The sequence below is a fragment of the Pseudoalteromonas sp. RB2-MNA-CIBAN-0110 genome (genome assembly GCF_040309305.1).
In the GTDB taxonomy this organism is placed as follows: Bacteria; Pseudomonadota; Gammaproteobacteria; order Enterobacterales; family Alteromonadaceae; genus Pseudoalteromonas; species Pseudoalteromonas arctica.
This window is the reverse complement of record NZ_JBEOOQ010000345.1, coordinates 1-233: the sequence shown is the minus strand read 5'-3', so window position 1 is coordinate 233 and position 233 is coordinate 1. Positions and strand designations below refer to the sequence as shown.

At 44.2% G+C, this 233-nt stretch carries 1 protein-coding gene; it reads left to right on the top strand.

All coding sequences use genetic code 11. The features are described from left to right. Positions 1 to 233 (top strand): sensor histidine kinase (locus AAEY68_RS21745; RefSeq protein WP_350586906.1); only part of this gene is annotated, 233 nt, incomplete at both ends.

Sequence of the window (233 nt, the reverse complement as noted above, 5' to 3'; positions counted from 1 at the left end):
AGCCAAAGATGATGCAGAGCGTGCCACGTTGGCTAAAAGCCGTTTTATTGCTAATTTAAGCCACGAAATACGCACCCCCCTCAATGCCGTGTTGGGATTATTGGATATGCTCGCAGAGCACGGATTAACACAGCGGCAAATTCAACAAACTAGCCAAGCAAAATATGCGGCCAATAATTTGTTGCAGATGCTAAATAGTATGCTTGATTTTGCCCGCGTTGAAAGTAAAGAAG